Origin of the sequence: Parasedimentitalea maritima, from assembly GCF_005771405.1 — a bacterium.
In the GTDB taxonomy this organism is placed as follows: Bacteria; Pseudomonadota; Alphaproteobacteria; order Rhodobacterales; family Rhodobacteraceae; genus Parasedimentitalea; species Parasedimentitalea maritima.
Genome location: NZ_VAUA01000004.1, coordinates 260,470 through 278,021, shown reverse-complemented (window position 1 = coordinate 278,021; position 17,552 = coordinate 260,470). Strand labels below are relative to the sequence as shown.

16 protein-coding genes are annotated in these 17,552 nt (G+C 54.0%); 13 read left to right on the top strand and 3 right to left on the bottom strand.

Annotated features, from left to right (window positions below; all coding sequences use genetic code 11):
• Positions 1–71: 71 nt before the first annotated feature.
• Positions 72–545: a hypothetical protein gene (locus FEE96_RS09930; RefSeq protein ID WP_138162877.1), complete on the bottom strand. Its 474-nt coding sequence runs from the start codon at positions 543–545 to the stop codon at positions 72–74.
• 168 nt (positions 546–713) lie between these two features.
• Between FEE96_RS09930 and FEE96_RS09925 the strand changes: the two genes are divergently transcribed.
• The 3 genes from FEE96_RS09925 (at position 714) to FEE96_RS09915 (ending at position 3,416) form a co-directional block, all read left to right on the top strand.
• Positions 714–1,007, top strand: coding sequence for a hypothetical protein (locus FEE96_RS09925; RefSeq protein WP_138162876.1), 294 nt, complete (start codon positions 714–716; stop codon positions 1,005–1,007).
• Positions 979–1,680: a winged helix-turn-helix domain-containing protein gene (locus tag FEE96_RS09920; RefSeq protein WP_138162875.1), complete on the top strand. Its 702-nt coding sequence runs from the start codon at positions 979–981 to the stop codon at positions 1,678–1,680. Before FEE96_RS09925 ends, FEE96_RS09920 begins: the two co-directional genes overlap by 29 nt.
• A gap of 188 nt (positions 1,681–1,868) precedes the next feature.
• On the top strand, positions 1,869–3,416 hold the full coding sequence (locus tag FEE96_RS09915) for a DUF427 domain-containing protein (RefSeq protein ID WP_138162874.1): 1,548 nt from the start codon (positions 1,869–1,871) through the stop codon (positions 3,414–3,416).
• A gap of 3 nt (positions 3,417–3,419) precedes the next feature.
• On the opposite strand, the gene FEE96_RS09910 is transcribed toward FEE96_RS09915, so the two are convergent.
• Complete coding sequence (locus tag FEE96_RS09910; RefSeq protein WP_138162873.1) at positions 3,420–4,196, bottom strand: DeoR/GlpR family DNA-binding transcription regulator; 777 nt, start codon at positions 4,194–4,196, stop codon at positions 3,420–3,422.
• 161 nt (positions 4,197–4,357) lie between these two features.
• Between FEE96_RS09910 and FEE96_RS09905 the strand changes: the two genes are divergently transcribed.
• The 4 genes from FEE96_RS09905 to FEE96_RS09890 all read left to right on the top strand — a co-directional run bounded on the left by FEE96_RS09905 (position 4,358) and on the right by FEE96_RS09890 (position 10,318).
• A complete protein-coding gene (locus FEE96_RS09905; protein WP_171021674.1) occupies positions 4,358–5,272 on the top strand; it encodes a choline/ethanolamine kinase family protein in 915 nt (304 codons plus the stop codon).
• A 9-nt stretch (positions 5,273–5,281) separates the two neighbouring features.
• A complete protein-coding gene (locus FEE96_RS09900) occupies positions 5,282–7,726 on the top strand; it encodes a GcvT family protein (RefSeq protein WP_138162872.1) in 2,445 nt (814 codons plus the stop codon).
• Positions 7,727–7,887: 161 nt separating this feature from the next.
• Positions 7,888–8,955, top strand: coding sequence for a hypothetical protein (locus FEE96_RS09895; RefSeq protein WP_138162871.1), 1,068 nt, complete (start codon positions 7,888–7,890; stop codon positions 8,953–8,955).
• A gap of 37 nt (positions 8,956–8,992) precedes the next feature.
• A complete protein-coding gene (locus FEE96_RS09890; RefSeq protein WP_138162870.1) occupies positions 8,993–10,318 on the top strand; it encodes an aspartate aminotransferase family protein in 1,326 nt (441 codons plus the stop codon).
• On the opposite strand, the gene FEE96_RS09885 is transcribed toward FEE96_RS09890, so the two are convergent.
• Positions 10,315–10,896, bottom strand: coding sequence for a helix-turn-helix domain-containing protein (locus FEE96_RS09885; RefSeq protein WP_138162869.1), 582 nt, complete (start codon positions 10,894–10,896; stop codon positions 10,315–10,317). The genes FEE96_RS09890 and FEE96_RS09885 overlap by 4 nt on opposite strands.
• Before the next feature lie 455 nt (positions 10,897–11,351).
• Here FEE96_RS09885 and FEE96_RS09880 point away from each other — a divergent pair, with 455 nt between their 5' ends.
• The 6 genes from FEE96_RS09880 (at position 11,352) to FEE96_RS09855 (ending at position 17,540) form a co-directional block, all read left to right on the top strand.
• Entirely contained in the window at positions 11,352–12,311 is a 960-nt protein-coding gene (locus tag FEE96_RS09880) for a dihydrodipicolinate synthase family protein (RefSeq protein ID WP_138162868.1), read from the top strand.
• A complete protein-coding gene (locus FEE96_RS09875) occupies positions 12,302–13,258 on the top strand; it encodes a 4-hydroxyproline epimerase (protein WP_138162867.1) in 957 nt (318 codons plus the stop codon). The genes FEE96_RS09880 and FEE96_RS09875 overlap by 10 nt, the downstream gene beginning before the upstream one ends.
• Positions 13,259–13,320: 62 nt before the next feature.
• Positions 13,321–14,385, top strand: a complete 1,065-nt coding sequence (dctP, locus tag FEE96_RS09870; RefSeq protein WP_138162866.1) for a TRAP transporter substrate-binding protein DctP — start codon at positions 13,321–13,323, stop codon at positions 14,383–14,385.
• Between the two features lie 57 nt (positions 14,386–14,442).
• Complete coding sequence (locus FEE96_RS09865) at positions 14,443–14,976, top strand: TRAP transporter small permease subunit (protein WP_138162865.1); 534 nt, start codon at positions 14,443–14,445, stop codon at positions 14,974–14,976.
• 3 nt (positions 14,977–14,979) lie between these two features.
• Positions 14,980–16,290: a TRAP transporter large permease gene (locus tag FEE96_RS09860; protein WP_138162864.1), complete on the top strand. Its 1,311-nt coding sequence runs from the start codon at positions 14,980–14,982 to the stop codon at positions 16,288–16,290.
• An 8-nt stretch (positions 16,291–16,298) separates the two neighbouring features.
• A complete protein-coding gene (locus FEE96_RS09855; protein ID WP_138162863.1) occupies positions 16,299–17,540 on the top strand; it encodes an NAD(P)/FAD-dependent oxidoreductase in 1,242 nt (413 codons plus the stop codon).
• Positions 17,541–17,552: the final 12 nt, after the last annotated feature.

Genomic DNA, 17,552 nt, shown 5'->3' with positions numbered 1-17,552 from the left:
GCTAATTTTCATACAGAAAAGAGGGCAAGATGCCCCCTCCTCCGACTGCTCAATTTTTGTTGCTGGGATTTTCAGCGACGAACGATGCGATATCCATTGCGGCGCAAACAGCGAGGTTTGAAAGCGTTCTTATGACGGCGGCCGTTCCAGAATGTAACTCTACATTGCTGAGGCAGCGCCTTTGCATGGTGGTAGTTCTTGCGCAGACATTTTTGACCCATCAAGTTACGGCCATCTTTGTAGGCAGGGAAAAACCGCAGGCAATGAGCTGGCAGGTCGTAACGCGACACCTGCGGCGGTAAGGGTCGAGGTTTTGGGTGAACCGGCTCCGGATCAACAATTGTCCGGGTTACTGTTCTGTTGCGTTTGCGGTCCTTGTTGATCGCAACGCCTATAATCCCCAACACGGCCAGGCCAGTAAGAATTTTGGCGACATTTTCGTCTGCGCGAGCTGGTGCGGCAGAGAACCCGGTGATTGCAATCGAGGTGGCAAGAACAAAGGCAATGAACTTACGATGCAGGTTGACGTGTTTGGCGGGTTGCATGGTGTGACCTTTCCATTCTGGGTGCGGTAGTCGGCACTTGGCCGGTATGCCTCAAACTGGTCCAACCCCGTCCAGACAGGCAATAACACTCCACTGTTATCGAATATCTACGCCTTCAAATGCTTGTGGTTATTGAATATCACCCAAGCTTTGCGCAGGATGTGCCTTATGAAACATCTGGCTCTCAAACCCGCTCTGATTGCTGCTTTACTGGCGCTGGCGGCGCCCGCACAAGCAGCGGAATGCTATGCCGATTACAAGGCAAAACAGGACAGTCCCTTGCGACTACACTATGGTGTAATTCAACTATCTGGCGCTTGCCAAAAAGGTGCCGCTAAGGCCGAGATTGGTGGCCGCATTGGATCACAAGGCTGGACCTTACTAAATGTTCTGTCCGTTTTCGGACCTGAGGGATTGCAGCAAAGGAGAGCAGATGCCGGATCCTACTACCTCCGTTTCTGAGGCCCGCAGCGCCGGCAGCCGGGTAATCACATTGGGCATTATTGCAATTGTTGGTCTACTGGTAGTGGCTGGCACTCTGTTGTTATTGACTCTGCCTGATGCCAATGCGTTCAACGCGCGGGTTGAACAATTGTTTATTGAAAACGATCTGACCACCCAGGCTGAAATCAAACTGCTCGAAATCCTGGCCCAATCCGGAACCTCATTTGCGGATACACTCAGCAGCTATCGTATGGTGATTTTTGTCCTGCTGGTCTTTGCCACCGCAATGATGGTTGCTGCTTTGGTCGTGCTGGCCATGTTAATGATGCTGAACCGACGCATGGCACAAATTGAACGATCCGGTATTCAGGTGACTGAGCTGCTGATCAGCCGCGAAGAAAACACGGTTTACCTGAACAATATGGGGTTTCGCCTGACGCCAGCGGCGATGGAAACTCTATCAGTCCTGGCCGAAGCGCGGTTGGATGGCGACGTAATGTCAGGCGCGGAAATTGAGGGGGTCATTTCAGGTCGCGACGCGACCGATTGCGAAGAGGCTGCAGGCGCCACCCGCATCAAGCGCTTACGTGACACATTGGGCAACCAAATGATCAGCGAACTATTGGTCAAAAACATCGCCAAACGCGGTTATGTGCTGGCTATCAGCAAAGACGTGATCCGAATGATGTAAGAAACTGTCATCAGGGTTGAATATCAAAGCGTAGCAAATGAGGGTATCTTGCAGAAAGAAACGCTGCCAGAGACACTAATGTTCACGTGGCTTCAATATCGGGTGCTGGCTCTGGAAATCGCTGTACTGCACCCCACATATAGGCCAATCCAGACAAGCTGATGACCGAACACGGAAGGACCCGGCCAATGAATGTGCATGTAAAGCCGGAACATGATGGCTACGGGATCCTGATCGAGGCGCTTACTGGGACAGTAACTCTGCGCCACAACGGGATGTTACTTGCGCGCAGTGATCGCGCCAAGGTGATGTATGAAACCCGCCTGAAGCCGACAATATACTTCCCACCTGAAGATGTCAGCGCCGATTTGTCCAAACGCACTGAGTTGCAAACCTTCTGTCCGTTCAAGGGTACAGCCATTTACCGCGACCTGTTGTTGCCGGACACCTGCATCAAGAACGCCACCTGGGCTTATGATAGTGCCCTACCCGAAGCCGCTGGAATTAAGGGCCATATTGGTTTCATGCCCAATGCCTTTACTGACTTGGATCTGGGGGACAATGAATTCCTGGAGCGCAACGATGGTAATATTTCAGGACCAGTAATTGATTGGCTGTTGCGCGAGGCTGCTTATCTTCCAACACCGGAAGAGTTCACCGCAGCGCTGGCCGTCAAACTGCGAGAACAGGGCGTCTTCCTCTCCCGAATGGCAGTAATGGTCTGGTCGTTGCACCCCATGATCGCGGGTAAGAATTTTGTATGGAAAAAGGACAGCGGCGAGGTCAACACCTACGCACCGTCTTATGAAATTCACGACCACCCATCCTATCAGAAAAGTCCGCTACGGCATGTTTCCAACGGCATGGGCGGGGTACGACACAGGATTGGGGGCGACCACCCAACTGATGCCTTCCCCATCCTAGAGGATCTTCGCAAGGAAGGTGCTACCGACTATGTGGCCATGCCGCTACGGTTTTCCGATGGACGGATCAACGTGATGACGCTGACCAGCGATCATCCCACCGGGTTTTCAACAGCGAACCTCGGCCTGATTTTCGAATGTTCAGCGGTGATTAGCCGCTACTACGAAGTTTTCATGCAGCGCGAGAATGCGCAGTCATTGTTGGAAACCTATGTCGGCAAACGCTCTGGCGCGCGGGTGCTCGGCGGCGAAATCCATCGCGGCGACGGTGATGACATCGACGCCGCCATCATGTTCTGTGACCTGCGCGGATCAACCCGGCTGGAAGAAGAGCTGGGGCGCGTGGCCTATATCAAACTGCTGAACCAGTTTTTTGAAACCACATCGACCATCATCCATGACCACGGCGGCGAAGTGCTCAAGTTCATCGGCGACGCGGTGCTGGCGGTGTTCCCGGCCGGAGATACTCCGGTTGAAGCGCGAAAGCAGGCTCTCAATTCTGCGCAAGCTATCGTTGCCAAGCTCAAAGAAATTGCCAAGGAAGAAGGCGGTCATCACTGCGAATGTGCCATTGGTATTGCCTATGGCGGTGTCACCTATGGCAACGTCGGCTCGCAAGAGCGGCTGGATTTCACCGTCATCGGGCAGGCCGCCAATATCGCGGCTCGGCTGGGCGACTATGGTAAGGCTCTTGGGCATCCAATTGTGGTCAGTGGCGACATTGTGAATGACGCGGTGAAGTCTAAACATCTGGGCGCGGTAAACCTTCACAATGTTTCGCAACCAGTCGAAAGTCACGCAATCCTGACCTAATGATCAGGCGACTACTACTTCGATCTCATGCTCCGCCAGATACTGAGCAATGTCGTCTGGTGGCGGAGCGTCTGAATAGAAAACATCCATGTCGCCCGAGCATTCCAATGCAACGGGCGCACGTTTACCGTATTTCTCGCTGTCAGCCACAATGATCTTGATCTGGGCATTAGCCGCAGCAGCGCGGGCGATATTGGCCTCTTCTAGATCATGCAGCATAAACCCCAGACCCGCGTTCACCGCACCAGCGGAAAACACTGCAAATTGCACGTTAAGCCGCCCAATCATCTCTAACGCTTCGGTACCAAAGGCCCCACCATCATGTGACCGCAGCTCTCCGCCTGCCATAAACACCCGGTTGTTGTTTCGTGTCGCGAGGGCCTGAGCCACAAAGGCGGAATTGGTGACAACATACAAATTGCTGTGCTGCTTCAACGCCAGTGCAACATAGGCCGTGGTAGAACCGATATCCAGAAACACGGAATCGCCATCGCTGATAGTTGCAGCCACCGCCGCCGCAAGCCTTGTCTTGACCGCCGCATTGGTATCCATACGGCTGTGGAACGGCGGTTCCGTCACATCTTCGACCAGATGCACACCACCATGCACCTTGCGTACAATAGCCTTGTCTTCAAGCGTACGGATATTGCGGCGAATGGTTTCAAGCGTCACACCCAGCTGGCCCGCTAAAAAGCTGATACGACATGAGCCGCCCACCAGGCGAATCTCTCGCAGGATTTCCTCTTCCCGCTGATTGGTGGTTTGTCCACTTGCCTGCATATGGTTTCTCGCTGAATTCGCATCGACGTTAGGACGTCTTACGCAACACTTAGCTTAGGTTCCTTCTCTGCACATCAGGAAAATGTTTTTTTTAGCTTATATGTGGCTTTATGTGGTTTCTTCTTGACGCACCCAAAGCCGCACCGCATGCTAGAACCATAATGGATGCCACCCTTTGTTGCAGAGGTTTCAGCATAATTACGCCAGACCACATAACCCGCATTCACGGCCTACCCTGCTGGCACGGCACCCTTACAGTTGATCCGCTGGACGGCGGCATCACTAACGTCAATTACCGGGTTACGGATGACACCGGCACCTATGTAGTTCGGCTGGGCGCGGATATTCCTGAACACCATGTGATGCGATTCAACGAATTGGCCGCTAGCCGCGCCGCGCATGCCACAGGGGTAGCGCCAGCCGTTGTCTATTCTCAGCCAGCCCTGACCGTGCTGCAGTTCATTCATAGTCAAACGCTCAGCCCTGCGGATGTGGCCCGTCCCGACATGCTCCCCCGCGTATTGGAACTGGTGAAACGTTTCCACCGTGAGGCGCCACAACATCTGCGCGGTCCTGCGTTAATCTTCTGGGTGTTCCACGTAATCCGCGATTATGGCTCTACCTTGGATGAGCGAAACAGCGTCCATGGTGCTCTGGTGCAAGAACTTGTGGATATTGGCGATGCGCTCGAACGGGCTGCTGGGCCTTTTGACATGGTGATGGGGCATAACGATCTATTGGCGGCCAACCTTCTGGATGATGGCACTCGGCTATGGCTGATCGACTTTGACTATGCCGGGTTCAACACACCACTTTTCGATCTGGGCGGATTGGCCAGCAACAACGGTCTGAGTAAAGCGCAGGAACTGGCCATGCTGGAGAGCTATTTCGAATGTCCAGTCACCGGTGATCTTGTTCACCGTTACGAGGCGATGAAATGTGCCTCACTGCTGCGCGAAACCATGTGGAGCATGGTCTCAGAACTCACCTCATCTCTCGATTTTGACTATACCGCCTATACCGCAGAAAACCTCGCCCGCTTTCGCGCGGCATATACCGATTTCCAGAACATCTAAGGCCACACCATGACCGAATTCCCAACCAGCGCAAAAACCATCGTGATTGGTGGCGGCATCATCGGCTGTTCGACAGCTTATCACCTCGCCAAATTGGGCGTTGAATGTGTGTTACTTGAGCGAAAAAAGCTGACCTCGGGCACCACGTTTCATGCTGCTGGGCTGGTGGGACAACTGCGCAGCAACGCCAATATTACCCAGCTGCTGGGCTATTCCGTTGATCTATACAACTCGATCGAACAGGAAACCGGGTTGGGCACCGGGTGGAAAATGAACGGTGGGCTACGACTGGCCTGCAACCAAGATCGCTGGACCGAAGTAAAACGGCAGGCCACCACCGCCCACAGCTTTGGTCTGGAAATGCAGCTACTCACGCCGCAAGAGGCGCTGGACCTGTGGCCGTTGATGAATATCGATGATGTCATTGGTGCCGCATTTATGCCCACCGATGGCCAGGCCAATCCGTCTGATATCACCCAGGCTTTGGCCAAGGGGGCCCGGATGGCTGGCGCACAGATATATGAGGATACAACGGTCACAGATCTTGAGATTAAGGATGGAAAAATATGCACTGTGATTACTGAGCTGGGCCGGATTGAGTGTGAAAAAGTGATCTGTTGCGCCGGGCAATGGACTCGCAATTTCGCCGCTCGCTTTGGAGTCAACGTTCCTTTGGTACCAATGGAACACCAGTATATGGTCACCGAGCCCTTTGACGGTGTGCCCGCCAATCTGCCAACCCTACGGGACCCTGACAGGTTGACCTATTACAAGGAGGAGGTCGGGGGGTTGGTCATGGGTGGGTATGAGCCCAATCCAATTCCATGGGCCACCGAGGGCATCCCAAAAGGCTTCCACTACTCTCTGCTCGACAGCAACTTTGATCATTTTGAGCAGTTGATGGAACTGTCCTTGGGCCGGGTGCCTGCGTTGGAGCATGCGGGCATCAAGACCCTGACCAACGGCCCCGAAAGCTTTACTCCCGATGGCAATTTTATCATCGGTGAGGCCCCCGAACTGGCGAATTTCTTTGTCGGTGCTGGTTTCAACGCCTTTGGAATCGCCGCAGGTGGCGGCGCTGGCATGGCGCTGGCAGAGTGGGTACATAAAGGAGAACCACCGTTCGATTTATGGTCCGCCGACATTCGACGGTTTGGACGCCCGCATTTCGACAGCGACTGGATCCGCACCCGCACAGTCGAGGCCTACGGCAAACATTACACGATGGACTGGCCACATGAAGAAAGCAGCTCGGGCCGCCCCTGCCGCAAGTCACCTCTGTACGAAATACTTAAGGATCAAGGCGCCTGTTTTGGTGAAAAACTGGGGTGGGAGCGCCCCAACTGGTTCGCGGATGCCGCGCTAAACGAAACGCCACAGGACCAATACAGTTTTGGTCGTCCCAACTGGTTCAACGCTGTGGGCCGCGAACACCATGCTGCGCGCAACAGCGCCGTTCTGTTCGACCAAACATCCTTCGCCAAGTTTGCCCTCAAAGGCCCCGATGCGTTAGAGGCCCTTAATTGGATTGCAGCCAATAATGTAGATCGGCCAGTTGGAACACTAACCTACACCCAGATGCTGAATGATCGCGGCGGCATCGAATGCGATTTGACCGTTGGTCGCGTGGCTGAAGATGAATTTTACATCGTCACAGGAACCGGATTTGCCACTCATGATTTTGACTGGATAAAGCGAAACATTCCCGTCGGTTCAAACTGCCAGCTGTTCGACATTACCTCCTCCAATGCGGTGTTGTCGCTGATGGGACCAAAGGCGCGTGATATTCTGACGGCTGTAACCCGCGACGACGTGTCAAACGAAGGGTTTCAATTTGGCACCCTGCACACCATTGGCATCGCTGGTTGCCCGGTTCAGGCCCTACGCATCACCTATGTCGGAGAGCTGGGCTGGGAACTGCACCTGCCGGTAGAATATGCCACAACCGTCTACACCGCGCTGATGCAGGCTGGACAGTCACACGGGCTGATCAATGCTGGCTACCGTGCAATTGAATCTTTGCGCTTGGAAAAAGGCTATCGCGCCTGGGGTGCCGATATCGGACCGGATCACACACCAGTTGAGGCTGGGCTGGGCTGGGCGGTCAAGCTGCGTAGCAACATCGACTTCAAAGGTCGCAACGCCATTCAGGCTCAAAAGACTCAGGGCGTGAAAAAACTGCTGGCCTGCTTCACTACTGATACTGATGTCGTGCTGTTGGGCCGCGAAACCATTTTTCGGAATGGGGAACGGGTCGGCTGGCTGTCCAGTGGTGGTTACGGGCATACAGTCGGGAAATCTATTGGCTATGGCTACATCCGCTCAGAGGGCGGTGTCTCTGCCGAATATGTGGCTTTTGGTGAATATGAACTGGAAGTGGCGACAAAGAGGGTGCCGTGTAAAGTTCACCTGCAGCCACTCTACGACCCAGCCATGAACAAGGTAAAAACCTGAGCCCCTTATGTAGAGGGGATGTTCGCTCACATTTGCCTTCACCCCTAAAAAGCGCCCAAAGAAATCGTTTCATATTTGAAACGATTTGAGTAACGTACCATCTTCCCCACGGGAAGTGGCCCTGCCCTTCCTCACAAGAGTAAAACCTCGGAGGTAGGAACATGGGAAAACCCACACTCCTTATCGTTTCAATGGGAGAACTTGGGACCAGCTTTCTGGAAGCTGTTGCCAGAACTGAAATATTTGAAACCATCGTGGTCGGAAGCCGTGATCTGACCAAAGCACAGCAGCGGGCAAACAACGCCCTGATTGGTGCTGGTCTAGAAGGTTACTTTCCTCAAATTACCGCCGAACACCTTGATGTTGCAGGTCCGGATTTTGCAACCAAACTTAAAGCGATCAATCCAGACTACATTTTCTCCGCGCCGTCCCTTTTGCCATGGTGGAAAGTCGACGATAGCAAAGTTCAATTACCCTTTGCTGGCTACATGGCGTTGCATTTGTCGCTGATGGCCATCTTCAGGGACAAGATAGAGGCTGCTGGAACCGATGCCTTCTGGATTGGCGCATCTTTTCCAGATGTCATCAACGCGGTGCTCAATCGGACTGGGTTTGGTCCAGATTGTGGTATCGGCAACGTTCAGGAACCAGTTGCCAAGATACAATCTGGAATTGGCAAAACCCTGCGCTGCAATCCTCAAGATGTGCGTGTGCAACTCGTTGCCCAACATGCTTTTGAATACTTTGTACTTGGTGATGCGACTAACAATGATCTGCCCCCATATCTAATGAAAGTTATGGTTGGGGATCGAAATGTTACCGACCTAGCAAACCATGTTCTGCGCACTCCGTTTCCCTTTCCTTATGATCTTAGCTTCAACCGGGTTACGGCCTCTGCAGGCGTTTCAGCAATGCGCGCCCTGACTTCGCCGACCCAAACCCCTGTTCATCTTCCCGGTATTGGCCCTCTGATTGGTGGCTATCCGGTCATGGCCAGTTCGGCAGATATCGAAATCGATCTGCCGCCTGAATGGTCCATGGAGCAAGCCATCGCTATAAACGAAGCATCGTTGAAATGGGACGGAATTGATGCCGTGGAGCCTGATGGAACGGTTCATTACTCCCATAAAACACGCGAAGCACTGCACCAGTTGCTGGGTCAAAGAATTGAAACTCTGAGCATCGCAACAGCTGAGGCACAGGCCAAAGCGCTTCTTTCCGCTCTCTAGCCCCTCCATACCAGCCCACAAATTGGAATAACTCACAATGAAAACTGAAAACTCCGAACAGCTGTTCAATCGCGCGATGGAGGTCCTTGTCGAAGGGTGCAGCTCAGCCTCTCGCGGGCCGATGAACTATAAACCTTTCCCGCCCTACATGCGCGAAGGCAAAGGCGCTCGCATTTGGGACGTGGATGGCAACGAATTCATCGACTGGCAACTGTCGTTTGGGTGCTTACCAATGGGGCATTCCCACCCAAAGATCGTTGAAATCGTCCAGGAAAAAGTCGCCGGGGGTACCCATTTTGCCACCGCGCTTGAAGTCGAAGTCGAAACCGCCGAATTGATGGTCAACATGTTACCACATGTGGACAAAGTTCGTTTTGCCAACACCGGCACCGAGGCCTGTATGACAGGTGTCCGAATGGCGCGTGGTATCACCGGGAAACGCAAAGTGCTCAAATTCGAGGGCCACTATCACGGATGGTATGATGGCCTGTTGGTCAGTACTAATCCCCAGCCCATCTCGACCTTGGGTCATCCAAACGACCCAATCCGCATCCCCGACAGCTCCGGACTGACCCCAGGTTCGCTCGAAGATACCTTGGTCTGTGTCTGGAACGACGAAGTCGCGCTGGAGCGGATGCTGGCAACCCACGGCCACGAGATTGCCTGCCTGGTGATGGAGGGTGCGATGTCCAATATGGGTGTGATCCCGCCGAAACCCGGATACCTGAAACGCGCGCAAGAGCTTTGCCGCGCCTACAACGTATTGTTCTATCTGGATGAGACCGTAACCGGGTTCCGCGTTGCGCCAGGCGGTGCGGCTGAGCTGTATGATTTGCAGCCCGACATAGTGACCTTTGGCAAAGCGCTGGGTCAGGGCTTCCCTGTTGCAGCAATTGCCGGGCCGGATCACATTATGGAAAGCATCGAATACGGCAAAGTTCTGCACTACGGCAGCCACAACGCCCCACGTTTGGGTCTCTATGCTGCCAAAACCATGCTTGAAGAAATGAGCCGGGATAACTTTGCGGGGTTCCATAAGATCACAGCTATTGGTGAACAGATGACCAAACGTTTGAACCAGGTGGCGCGCGATACTGGCCAAAACATGCGGGTGCAAAACGTAGGTTCCATGTTCCATCCGGTGTTTACAGATCTGGATGCCATCACTGGCTACCGCGAGTTTTGTGCGGCTGCGGATTTGGCAAAATACGCTGACTTCTCACAAAAAATGCGGGATCAGGGTGTCTTCTTCTCTGGTAACAAGATCCTGCACAACCTCAGCTGTACCGAACACACACAGGCCGATATCGACACTTCGATCGAGGCCGCCGGCAATGCGCTGGAACAGATGGCGCGTGACTAGGCCAACCAAACCCAAAGGAGACGGGCTTCCTCGTCTCCCTTATTCACCACTAGGTGCTCCACACTGCTGACAAAATATACGGAATCCCCAACGCTCATCTTACTGCTGCTTTCTTCTGCGCTGATGAATTCAACTTCGCCTGACAAAACAAAGAAAAACTCTTCACCGCCATGCGATGCCGGCCGTTTGAAGGTTTCAGTTTGTTTTGGCAGCACTGTTGTGACAAAGGGCACCATCTTGCGGTTTTGTAGTTCGGTGAAAAGAAACTCAAACTCATAGTGCCCCTCGGTCGCCTTTACACCCGTGCCCGCCCGGCAAAACGAAAGCACATCGCCGCTTTCTCCGCTTTGTGACAACAGATCAACGGCGGACAAGCCAAGCCCCATTGCAATCTTTTCGATCATCTCAAAAGTCGGAGAAATGACGTTATTCTCAACTTTTGACAGATTCGATTTCGACACATTCGATTTTGTGGCTAACTTTGAAAGCGAGAGCCCCTGCCCCAAACGCGAGCGGCGAATACCCCCGCCAACATCAAGTTTTGCTTGTGGGTCACTACTTTGTTTTGTTGGTAGCATAGATCACAGTCAGATTTGGTTCGAGCAGGGATGAGAACCACACTATTGAGCATGAAAGTGGCCTTGCACAAGCATATGTGCCGTATCGTCAGAGGCATTTCGGGCCTGATTACACCACGCAGCAGCACAACATCACCCAACTTATAGATTGAGAAATCCGCAGCGACGGCAACTGGCGTCACATCGGAACACCGGTAGCGTAGTGGGCTGAAAATAAACGTGTTTTCATCTCTCGCAGCTGTCGAAATTATCGTGCGGCTCTGCCTCCTTTTTGGAGCGTGTTCCTCTGCCCGACAGACGGCAGGAGCTCAAATTTCATGTTCACAAAATTCTTTTATGGATTTTGTATCCATTATCCCTTATCACACATCCAACGCCTACTTCAGGGCCCAACATACATCTCAAAACCCGCCAGCGCGTTGGCTGACAGAGATCCGAATCCGAAAGGGAAACCTATGTCCAAGAATGTTTTTTCCGGCACCATGCCTGCCCTGATGACCCCCTGCAAAGCAGACAGAACCCCTGACTTTGATGCGCTGGTCAAAAAGGGCAAAGAGATGATCGATGCCGGCATGTCGGCCGTCGTGTATTGTGGATCCATGGGCGACTGGCCGCTGTTGACTGACGCAGAGCGTATGGAAGGCGTGGAACGTCTGGTAGATGCTGGCCTGCCTGTGGTTGTTGGCACCGGGGCTATCAATTCCAAGTCGGCTGCGGCTCATGCGGCTCATGCTCAAAAGGTCGGCGCGGCAGGCCTGATGGTCATTCCCCGTGTCTTATCGCGCGGCTCATCTGCGACTGCGCAGAAACATCACTTCAAAGCCATTCTTGATGCAGCGCCAGATGTGCCGGCGATCATTTACAACAGCCCGGTCTACGGCTTTGCCACACGCGCAGATCTGTTCTTTGCCCTGCGCGCTGAGCATAAAAACCTTATTGGCTTCAAAGAATTCGGCGGCAAAGACGATTTGCGTTTGGCGGCTGAACACATCACCAGCCAAGACGATCAAGTCACACTGATGGTTGGCGTTGATACCGAAGTTTACCACGGTTTTGTCAACTGTGGCGCAACCGGGTCGATCACCGGCATTGGTACTGCTCTGCCAAAAGAGGCGCTGCTGTTGGCGGCGCTGGCGCAGAAGGCTGCCAAAGGACATGCCGAGGCACGCAAACGGGCGCTGGAGCTTGAAGAAGCCTTTGGCGTGCTGGCCAGCTTTGACGAAGGCACTGATCTGGTCCTTTACTACAAGCATCTTCTCGTTTTGAACGGCGAGGACGAATACATCCTGCATTTCAATGAAACTGACGTGCTGAGCGATGCGCAGCGGAACTATTGCGAACAGCAGTACACGCTGTTTCGCTCATGGTTTGCAGACTGGTCCGCTCAGGGCGGAATCATTGCAGAATGCATGTAATCGATAGCCATACCGGAGGTGAACCTACGCGGGTCATCCTTGATGGCGGCCCCGATCTTGGGTCGGGGCCACTGGCCAAACGAGCGCAACGGTTGGCAACCGACTATGTAGATTTCTACCACTCTGTGATGCTTGAGCCCCGAGGTCAGGCGGCAATGGTTGCGGCCATGCTTGTCGAGCCCGTCGACACCAGCTGCGTAACAGGGGTGATATTTTTCGACGCCGATGTGGTGCTCGGCATGTGCGGTCACGGAACCATTGGTTTGGCTGTAACATTGGCCCACCTTGGAATGATTAAGGTTGGAACGCATAAGATTGAAACCCCAGTGGGCGTGGTTCAGGTTGAACTGTCTGATGCCAATACCGTCACTGTCACCAACATTGAAAGCCGCCGCGTTCAAAAACAAGTTGCGGTCCAGGTTGATGTATTGGGTCGCGTCACCGGTGATTTGGCCTATGGCGGCAATTGGTTTTTTATTGTCGATCCCAGCCCAATCCGCGTCATGCCAGCCAATATCGGCGACCTGACCAACGCTGCCATCGCCATACGCGACGCCACCATATCCGCAGGCATTTGCGGCGAGGCTGGCGAACCCGTAGACCACGTCATTTTTCAGGACACATCGCCTAAAGAAGGGGTGCATAGCCGCAATTTTGTGCTTTGCCCGGACGATGCCTATGATCGTTCGCCCTGTGGCACTGGCAGTTCCGCGCGCTTGGCCTGCCTTGCCGCTGATGGGCTGCTTAGCCCCGGAGATGAAATCATCCAGGAAAGCGTGATCGGCAGCCCATATCGCCTGTCGTATCAACCCGGTCCCAATGGCGGGGTCATCCCGACCATCACCGGCCAGGCATTCGTTATGTCCGAAAGCACATTGATCTTCTCAAAGAAGGATCCGTTCAAAAACGGCATCTCTCTGAGGACAAACACAAAGAGCCCGGATTAACCGGGTCACATTTTCTGTCCGTTCACAAGACAGACCAAAAAGTTTCAACAAGAGGAATGCAAATGAAACTGATCTCTACACTTACCGCGGGTGCCGTTGCTCTCGCCATCGCCAGCCCAGTTACTGCTGCTGAAGTCGAATGGAAAATGACAGCAGCCATCGGCGAAGGGTCTTTCCTGTACCAAAACTTCATGGAGCGCTTCGCCAAGAACGTTGGCATGATCACCCAGGATCGCGTTGAAATTCAGCCCTTTGGTGCCGGTGTTCTGGCGCCTGCATTCAAAGCCTTCGAAGCGGTTCAGGATGGTATCGTTGAAGCCGGCCACTCGACACCATCATATCTGGTCAACCAGGATCCAACCAACGCCATCTTCGCCAGCTTCCCCGGCGGCATGTCCCCCGAGGCAACAATGCACTGGGTGTACGAAGGTGGCGGCGAGCAGATGTTGCAGGACTTCCGCCGCGCAGATATGGGGCTACACAGCCTTGTTGTAGGCATCGGCACCTCTGAAATCATGGCGCACTCGAACGTCAAAATCCAAACCATCGAAGACCTGAAGGGCGTAAAGTATCGCACATCCGGTGCTTTTGCAGCAGTTCTGCAGGAAGAGTTCGGCGGCGTGCCAACAGTGGTTCCGGGCAACGAAATCTACACGCTGTTGCAGCGTAAAGGCGTTGATGCCATCGAATGGTCCACCCCAGGTGCGAACATCTCCGAAGGTTTCCACGAAGTTGCGCCATATATGATCATGCCTGGTGTTCACCAGCCATCGTTCCTGTGGGAAGTGTTTGTGAAGCAGGAAACCTGGGATGCGCTGCCCGAAGATCTACAGAACCTGATCACCGCAGCCGCCAAGCTGAGTACCTATGAAAGCTTTACCCGTTTTGGCGACAGCGACATCAAAGCCATGGCTCAGTTCCGCGACACCAAGGTCGAAGTGGTTCTGATGGAGCGCGAAGCGTCTGAAACTATCCGTGAGGCCGGCCGCAACTGGGCCCGCGCCAAGGCTGCAACTCTGGCCGAAGGTGGCAACACCCGCATGCAGGACGTTCTGGACAGCTACCTGGCCTACCAGGCCGATTGGGCCGCCAACTCCAGTTACCTTGTTCGCGACTCCGCCGAATAATTTAACTGACCAAAGATGGCCGGCACACGAGTCGGCCATCTCACGACGGAGGCTTTCATGACATTCTTTCGAAACAGCGCCGAGATGCTATCAGCATTTCTAGGGGTTATAGGCAGGCTGACCATTTTCTGTCTGATTGCCGCAATGCTATATGAGGTTGTCGCGCGCTATGCCTTTGGCGCCCCAACCCTTTGGGCCTTTGACATTTCCTATATGTTGAACGGGTCTATCTTCTTGCTGGGGGCCGCCTATTCCCTGCGCGAAGACGCCCATGTGCGTATTGATTTTCTGTCACAGAAATTCCCACTGCGGGTGCAGCAACTCTTGAACGGGTTGATCTATCTGCTGGTGATGGCACCTATTTTTGGCGCGTTTACATGGGTGGCCGGCTCCAAAGCGTACAAGGCCTTTGCTAGCGGCGAAGTCGAAGCCGTCAGCCCCTGGGCCCCCTTGGTTTGGCCCTTCTATGCGGTGATTGCGATCGGACTGTTGGCCTTTGCCCTGCAATTCGCCTTGGAAGCCATCAAATATCTATCCGGTGAAAAGTGCCCTGGTGGCACCGATGCCGAACTGCAAGACTTGGAGTCTTAATCCATGACACCTCTGCTTATGTTTGCAGCACTGTTTGTGCTGGTTTTTGCAGGCATTCCTGTTGCCTTTTCGCTGATCATCATTGCGGTTGGCTTTGGCTATACTGTGTTTGGGGATCTGATCTTTCTTCAACTGTATGGGCCTTTGCTACATACGGCGTCGAACTTTGTTCTGGCTGCCATTCCGCTGTTCATCTTTATGGGTGCCGTGCTTGAACGGTCTGGCATTGCCAAACGTCTGTTTTTTGCCCTTCAGCTCTGGCTTGGCGGCGCGCCTGGTGGGTTGGCCCTGTCGACCATCGCCATGTGCGCCATATTTGCCGCCGCTTCCGGCGTTGTTGGCGCGGTGGAAATCGTTGTTGGCCTGATGGCGATCCCCGCGATGATGAAAGCCAAGTATAAAAACGATCTGATTGCCGGTACAATCTGCGCCGGTGGATCGCTGGGCACCATCATTCCGCCTTCCGTCATTGTGGTTGTCTACGCCTCGATCGCTCAGCTCTCGATCGGCCAGCTGTTTGCCGCTTCGATCCTGCCCGGCCTACTGATGGTGCTATTCTTTGTCGGCTATATTCTATTCCGAAGCATCAAAAGCTCAGCGGACGCGCCGCCACTGCCACCTGAAGAGCGCAGCATGCCGCTGCCCGAGAAGCTGAAGGTTACATTCACCGCACTAGTGCCGCCCCTTGCTCTGATTGGCATGGTTCTTGGTTCACTTTTGATGGGTGCTGCATCGGCAACCGAGGCTGCTGCTGTAGGGGCTGTGGGTACGCTGGTGCTGACCATGCTGTTCCGCGAGCTGAACCTGAAACTGCTGATGGATTCGCTGGGTGTGACCCTGCGCATCACGGCTATGATCATGCTGATCGTTGCAGGCGGCACCATGTTCACCAGCATCTTTGCTGTGACCGGCGGTGGCAATCTAGTACGCGACACCGTGGCCACCATTGGCTATGGCAATGCCGGGATTATCACTTTCTTCCTGTTGGTTGTCTTCTTCGCGGGCTTTGTTCTGGATTGGGTTTCGATTGTTCTGATCTTTATCCCGATCTTTGCCCCTATCGTCAGAAGCGCAGGCATTGACCCGATCTGGTTTGCGATGATGGTTCTAGTGGTGATCCAAACATCCTATCTGACTCCACCAATGGCCCCTTCAATCTTCTACTTGCGCTCTATTGCCCCCCGCAGCATGACTTACGGACAAATGTATCGTGGCGTGTTGCCCTTTGTCGGTGCGCAAATGCTGGTGCTGCTGGTGATCATATTGTTCCCGGCAGTTGCAACCTGGCTGCCGTCAATACTTGTTGGATTATAGAGGTGTCGATGAAGCGGGATGATATCATTGTAGTTGGTGCCGGTATTGTCGGCATCAGCACAGCCCTAGCGTTACAGGCAAAGGGGTATTCGGTGCGTGTGCTTGACCGCAAAGGCGTGGCCGCCGAGGCCTCTCAAGGTAATGCAGGTGCCTTTGCCTTTACTGATATCATTCCACTGGCTACGCCAGGGATTATGCGTAAAGCGCCGAAATGGTTGCTTGACCCAATGGGGCCGCTTTCGGTGCCTCTTGCCTATGCGCTGAAAATCGCACCGTGGATGCTGCGGTTTTGGCGCGCCAGTTGGCCGGATCGCTATGTGGCAGCTATCGCGGCTCAGACCAGCCTAATGGGGTTCTCGCGGGAGGCGCTGGAACGTCAGATCGTGGCGGTTGAAGGCCAAGACCTGATCCGGCGTGAGGGACAGTTGCAGCTGTATGAAGGTGAGAAAGAGTTTCAGGCCAGCCTGCCGGATTGGGAGGTGCGCCGCAAACATGGTGTGGAGTATACTTGTCTGGACGGGGCAGAGGCCATCGCCGAACTGCAACCCGGGCTTCATTCCCGCTTTACCCACGGGGTGTTCACCCCAGGATGGATGAGCACAACCGACCCCAAGGTATGGACCGAACATTTAGCCAAGGTGTTTTGCAACCGCGGTGGTGTGATTGATACGGCGGATGTTCAAAAGATGGAACAGCAGGGTGATCTTGTTTCTCTGCAGACCTCGGATGGGCCGATCATCGCGCAGCAGGTGGTGGTTGCCTGTGGGGCCTGGTCGCATCACCTTGCCCGCACAATCGGTGATCACCTGCCGCTGGAAACCGAGCGCGGCTATAACACGACGATTCCAAATGGCGATTTTAACCTGCGCACTCAGCTGACCTTTGGCGGGCACGGGTTTGTTATCACCAAAATCGGCGATGGTTTGCGGGTCGGCGGTGCGGTTGAACTGGGTGGGTTGAAGCTTCCCCCAAATTACAAGCGGTCGGAACACCTGCTGCAAAAAGCGGCACGGTTCATTCCGGAACTGGATACCAAGGGTGGTACTCAATGGATGGGCTTTCGCCCGTCGATGCCAGACAGCTTACCAGTGATTGGTCGCTCACCTCGTGCCAAAGGCGTATTGTATGCGTTTGGCCACGGGCATCTTGGCCTAACCCAGTCTGCCGGGACAGCTGAATTGATCGCTGCCCTTGCCGATGCTGCCTCGCCCGACATATCAATTGAAGCCTACGCCCCAACGCGGTTTTGAGCACAAGTGTCG